Here is a 5,539-nt window from a genome sequence, read left to right as displayed (position 1 = left end):
CCGGCGCGCGCCGCCGCGCCGCGCGACGAGCCGGCCCCGTGCGCCGCGCGCCGCTCGAGCCCCGCCACGTCGGTGATCTCGATCGCGCGGCGCTGCACGGTCACGAGCCCGCCCTCCTGCAGCTCCTTCATCGCGCGCGACACCGTCTCGCGGCTGGCGCCGATCATCTGCGCGATGGTCTCGTGCGTCGGCGCGCGCTCGATGCGCGGCGGCGTCCCCTGCGCGCGGTCGAGGATCAGGCGCGCCACGCGCCCCGGCACGTCGAGCAGCACGAGCCCCGTGATCTTGGCGTCGGCCACGCGGAGGCGGCGCGACAGCTCCTCGAGCAGCGCCCACGCGACCCGCGGCATCTGCTCGACCTGGCGGCGGAACTCGTCGCGGCGCAGCACGAGGAGCACGGTCGGCTCCATCGCGACGACGTGCGCGGAGCGCGGTTGCCCGTCGATGAGCGCGAGCTCGCCGAAGTGGTCGCCCTGCCCGAGCGTGTTGAGGATCACCTCGCGGCCGTCCTGGCCGACGACGGCGACCTTCACCGCGCCCGAGCGCACGACGTAGAGGGCGTCGCCGGGGTCGCCCTGGCGGACGATCAGGGCGCCGCGCGGGTAGCGCTGCTCGCGGACCAGGGCGGCGAAGCCGCGGCGCTCGTCGGGCGTGAGGCGCTGGAAGAGCGGGACGTAGCCGAGGAACTCGGTGACGCGCGGTAGGTGCATGGCGGAACGCTGCCGCCGGGACGGGGCGTCCGTCAACCCTGCGCGGCGCCCCGCCGCGGCGTGTCGCGCTTTGTTCGGGTCCCGGGCGGGGCTAGATTGGCCACGATGCGCCGCCCCCCCGCGACCCGAGAGCCCGCCGCCGCCGGCCGCCGCCCCGGGGGCCCGGCGTGAGCGCGCCCGCCGGGCTCCCGATGCTGCGCGAGCGGCTCGCGGAGGCGATCGCGCGCGCCGACGACGTCGAGCGCATGCTCGCCGACCCGGAGTTCGCGCGCGACCCGAAGCGGTTCGCGGAGCTGGGGCGCGAGCACCACCGCCTGGCCGCCGTCGTCGACGCGGGGCGACGCCTGGAGCGCGTGGAGCGCGAGCTGGCCGACGCGCGCGAGCTGGCGGCCGCCGACGACCCGGAGATGGCCGCCGAGGCGCGCGCCGAGGCGACGCGGCTGGAGGAGGAGCTGGCGGCGCTGGAGCAGGCGCTCAAGCCGCTGCTCATCCCGCGCGACCCGCTCGACGACCGCCCGGCGATCGTCGAGGTGCGCGCCGGCACCGGCGGCGACGAGGCGGCGCTGTTCGCCGCGGACCTGGTGCGCATGTACACGCGCTTCATCGAGCGGCGCGGCTGGAAGGTCGAGCCGATGGGGTGGTCCGACGGCGCGCTCGGCGGCGTGAAGGAGGCCGTCTTCAAGGTGCTCGGCGACGGCGCGTACGGGACGCTCAAGTGGGAGAGCGGCGTGCACCGCGTGCAGCGCGTCCCGGCAACGGAGGCGCAGGGGCGCATCCACACGTCGGCGGCGACGGTGGCGGTGCTCCCCGAGGCCGAGGAGATCGACCTCAGGATCGAGGACAAGGACCTCCGCATCGACGTCTTCCGCTCGTCGGGGCCGGGCGGGCAGAGCGTGAACACGACCGACAGCGCGGTGCGCATCACGCACGTGCCGAGCGGCATCGTCGTCAGCCAGCAGGACCAGAAGTCGCAGCTGCAGAACAAGCTCAAGGCGATGGAGGTGCTGCGCGCGCGGCTGCTCGACCGCATGCTGGCCGAGCGCGACGCCGAGCGCGCGCGCATGCGCCGCACGCAGGTCGGCACCGGCGACCGGTCGGCGAAGATCCGCACGTACAACTTCCCGCAGAGCCGCGTCACCGACCACCGCATCGGCCTCACGCTGCACGACATCGGGCGGGTGATGGACGGCGACCTGATGCCGCTGGTCGACGCGCTCGCGCTGGCCGACGTCGAGGAGCGGCTGTCCGGTGACTGAGCCCGGGGTGGAGGAGGCGCCGGCCAGCGTGGGCGCGCTCGTGCGCGAGGTCGCGGCGGCGCTGGCCACGGCGCACGTCCCCGAGGCGCGCGACGAGGCGCGCGACCTGGTCGCGGCGCTGCTCGACCAGCCGCGCTTCTGGCCGAGCGTGCACCGCGACGAGCCGGTGGACGCCGCGCTGGTGGGCGCGGCGCGCGCCGCCGCGACCAAGCGCGGGCGCGGCGCGCCGTTCGCCTACGCCGTGGGCCGCGCGGCCTTCCGCCACCTCACGCTCGACGTCGACGAGCGCGTGCTCATCCCGCGCCAGGAGACCGAGGTGCTGGTCGACGAGGTGCTGGCGTACCTCGGCGGGCGCCCCGGCGGCACCGTCGTCGACGTCGGCACGGGCTCGGGGGCGATCGCGCTGGCGCTGGCGTGCGAGGGGCGCCCCGACCGCGTGATCGCGACCGACGTCTCGCTCGACGCGCTGGCCGTCGCCGGGCGCAACGTCGCGCTGCTGCGCGACGCCCTCTGCGCGCCGGTCGAGCTGCGCCACGGCAGCGCGCTCGCCCCCGTCGCGGCGCTCGGTGCCGGCGCGCTGCGCGTCGTCGTCTCCAACCCGCCGTACATCGCCTTCGGCGAGGCGGCGCAGCTGCCGGCGGCCGTGCGCGACTGGGAGCCGCCGCTGGCGCTGTACGCCGCGCGCGAGGGGATGGCGCTCATCGCGCAGCTCGTGCGCGAGGCGGCGCCGCTGCTCGCCCCCGGCGGGCTGCTGGCGATGGAGGTCGACGCCCGCCGCGCCATTCTCGCCGCCGAGCTGGCGATGAGCGACGGGCGGTACGACGACGTCGCCGTGCGGCTGGACCTCGCGGGGCGGGAGCGGTTCGTGCTCGCCGTGCGCCGCTGACCCTCACCCGACTCACGAGATGCTCCAGGACAGAGCCACCGAGCTCGGCCGAATGATCGGCCAGAGCGACGAGTACAAGACCGTGAAGCGCACGAGCGACGCGCTGAACGAGGACCGCGACGCGGTGACCCTCATCCGCCAGCTCGAGGGGCTGCGGCAGGAGGCGCAGCAGATGATCGCGCGCGGCGAGAACCCGACGGCCGAGATGGAGGAGCAGCTCGACGGGCTGCTGGAGAAGGTGCAGACCAACGCCACCTACCAGCGCGCCATCGCCGCGCAGGACAACTTCGACAAGCTGATGCTGCGCGTGAACGAGTGGATCTCCGAGGGGATCCGGAAGGGCGCCGCCAGCCCGATCATCACGCTCGGCTGAGCGGACGGGCGGTGCGTGGCCGGCTGCTGGTGCTGGAGGGCCCCGAGGGGGTCGGGAAGACCACGCAGGTGGCCGCGCTGCTGCGCGCCCTGCCGGGGGCCGAGGCGTTCCGCGAGCCGGGGGGAACGCCGCTCGGCAACGAGATCCGGACGCTGCTGCTCACTCCCGACGACGTGAAGATCGGGGCGCGGGCAGAGGCACTGCTCTTCATGGCAGCGAGGGCGCAGCTCGTCGAGCGCATCGAATCGCGGCTCGCGGTCGGGGTCACCGTGATCCTCGACCGGTTCTTCCTCTCGACGTACGCATACCAGATCGTCGGGCGGGGGCTGCCGGTCGAGGAGGTTCGACGCGCGAACGCGCTCGCGGTGGGGGATCTGCGGCCGGATCTGACCGTCCTCCTCTCGTGCGATCTGGAAGTGGCCCGAACCCGGATGGTCGCCCGGGGGGACCTGGACCGCATGGAGCGGGAGGGGCCAGACTTTCACGCCCGGGTGACCGCCGCCTTCCTCGCGGCGGCCGACCCGGCCTGGCAGGCCGCCCATCCCGAGGTCGGTCCCGTCGCCCGGGTGGATGCGAGCGGCCCCCCGGCCCAGGTGACCGGACGGATCGTTGACCTCCTGGCGGCCCGGTGGCCTGAAACATTCCGATCCCTGGCCGAGTCTCAGTATTCGGGTCCGCTGTCCTCCTCTTCTCCAGGGTAGTCGCGTGCGTTCCAGGGCGGTCGTGGTGATGGCGTCGATGAGCGCCGTGCTCGTCACCGGCGGGTGGATGCTGGGGCGCGGGCTCGAGGGAGGGCGTGCGACCGCCCCGACGGGGAACGGCGCGCGCCTGTTCGACGAGGTGGTCTCGCACGTCCAGCGCTTCTACGTCGACTCGGTCGACGCCGACTCGCTCTACGGCAAGGCGTTGGCGGGGATGGTGCGCGAGCTGGGCGACCCGCACAGCGCGGTGCTCACCAAGGAGCGGCTGCAGCGCCTCACCGAGACCACGTCGGGGAACTACGCCGGGCTCGGGCTGCGCGTGCAGCCGCGCGACGGCTGGCTGACCGTCTTCGACGTGTTCGCCGGCAGCCCCGCCGAGCGGGCGGGGATCCGCCCCGGCGACCGGCTGGTCGAGATCGAGGGCGAGTCGGTGAAGGGGTGGTCGCAGGAGGAGGCGTCGAAGCGCACGCGCGGCGCCCCCGAGACCTCGATCACCCTCGCCGTGGAGCGGCCGGGCGTCGACGGGAAGATCCCGTTCACGCTCAAGCGCGACGCCGTGCACGTGCGCGCGGTGCGCCGCGTGGCCGTGCTGCGCGACGGCGTCGGCTACCTCGACGTCACGACCTTCTCGGGCGCCACGGCCGCCGAGGTGCGGCAGGGGATCGACTCGCTGCGCGCGCTCGGCGCCCGCTCGGTCGTGCTCGACCTGCGCTCGAATCCCGGCGGGCTGCTCGACCAGGGCGTCAGCGTCGCCGACCTGTTCCTCGAGCGCGGCGCCGAGATCGTGCGCATCAAGGGGCGCACGGGCGACGCGAATCACACCTTCGTCGACGAGGCGCCGCAGCGGTGGGCCGACCTCCCGCTCGTGCTGCTCGTGAACGAGGGGAGCGCCAGCGCCGCGGAGATCGTCGCCGGCGCGCTGCAGGACCACGACCGCGCGCTGGTCGTCGGCGCGACCACGTACGGGAAGGGGAGCGCGCAGAGCGTCTTCCCGCTCCCCGGCGGCGGGGCGGTGAAGCTCACCACCGCGCTCTGGTACACGCCGGCCGGCCGCTCGATCAACAAGCCGCTCGCCAGCGAGGAGGACGAGGAGCTGGACGACGCCACGCCCGCCGACTCGGCGCCGCGCGAGACGTTCCGCACCGACGCCGGGCGCACGGTCTACGGCGGCGGCGGGATCACCCCCGACGTGATCGCCGGCGACTCCGCCGCGCCGGCCGCCGAGGTGGCCTTCCTGCGCGCGCTCGGCCGACAGGTGGGGGCGTTTCGCGACGCGCTGACGAACTACGCGGACGCGGTGAAGGCGTCGGGGCTCCCCGCGTCGCCCGACTTCCCTGTGACGCCCGAGATGCGCGAGCAGGTGTGGCAGCGGCTGCGCGCGCGCGGCGTGGTCATGGACCGCGGCGTGTTCGACGCGGCGGCGCCGCTGGTCAACCGCCAGCTCGCCTACGAGGTGACGCGCATCGGCTGGGGCTCCGAGGCGGAGTTCCGCCGCCGCGCGGCCGACGACGCGGTGATCCAGACCGCGCTGCGGCTGGCCGGCGGCGTGGGGTCGCAGCGCGAGCTGTCCGCGCGCGCGGCCGCCCACCCGCGCGCCTGCGCGTCGCCGGCTA

At 75.2% G+C, this 5,539-nt stretch carries 6 protein-coding genes; 5 read left to right on the top strand and 1 reads right to left on the bottom strand.

Annotated elements, in window-relative coordinates:
* Positions 1-710, bottom strand: a 710-nt coding sequence (locus PYV61_RS20165; RefSeq protein WP_275834987.1) for a Crp/Fnr family transcriptional regulator, incomplete at its 3' end; no start/stop codon positions are given.
* A gap of 191 nt (positions 711-901) precedes the next feature.
* Here PYV61_RS20165 and prfA point away from each other — a divergent pair.
* The 5 genes from prfA to PYV61_RS20140 all read left to right on the top strand — a co-directional run.
* Positions 902-1,966 carry a peptide chain release factor 1 gene (gene prfA, locus PYV61_RS20160; protein WP_345785271.1) on the top strand — a complete coding sequence of 355 codons (1,065 nt, stop codon included), beginning with the start codon at positions 902-904 and terminating at the stop codon, positions 1,964-1,966.
* Entirely contained in the window at positions 1,959-2,852 is an 894-nt protein-coding gene (gene prmC, locus PYV61_RS20155; RefSeq protein ID WP_275834985.1) for a peptide chain release factor N(5)-glutamine methyltransferase, read from the top strand. The genes prfA and prmC overlap by 8 nt, the downstream gene beginning before the upstream one ends.
* A 19-nt stretch (positions 2,853-2,871) precedes the next feature.
* Entirely contained in the window at positions 2,872-3,225 is a 354-nt protein-coding gene (locus tag PYV61_RS20150; protein WP_275834984.1) for a YlbF family regulator, read from the top strand.
* Between the two features lie 11 nt (positions 3,226-3,236).
* On the top strand, positions 3,237-3,926 hold the full coding sequence (tmk, locus tag PYV61_RS20145; protein WP_345785270.1) for a dTMP kinase: 690 nt from the start codon (positions 3,237-3,239) through the stop codon (positions 3,924-3,926).
* A 4-nt stretch (positions 3,927-3,930) separates the two neighbouring features.
* Positions 3,931-5,539, top strand: a 1,609-nt coding sequence (locus PYV61_RS20140; RefSeq protein ID WP_275834983.1) for a S41 family peptidase, incomplete at its 3' end; no start/stop codon positions are given.

The sequence above is a fragment of the Roseisolibacter sp. H3M3-2 genome, assembly GCF_029211165.1.
In the GTDB taxonomy this organism is placed as follows: Bacteria; Gemmatimonadota; Gemmatimonadetes; order Gemmatimonadales; family Gemmatimonadaceae; genus Roseisolibacter.
This window is presented reverse-complemented; position numbering and strand designations above follow the sequence as displayed.

What these genes read in the sequence shown, in the direction of transcription:
- PYV61_RS20150 (WP_275834984.1), top strand. Translation starts at nt 2,872, where the DNA reads ATGCTCCAGGACAGAGCCACCGAGCTCGGCCGAATGATCGGCCAGAGC.
- prfA (WP_345785271.1), top strand. Translation starts at nt 902, where the DNA reads ATGCTGCGCGAGCGGCTCGCGGAGGCGATCGCGCGCGCCGACGACGTC.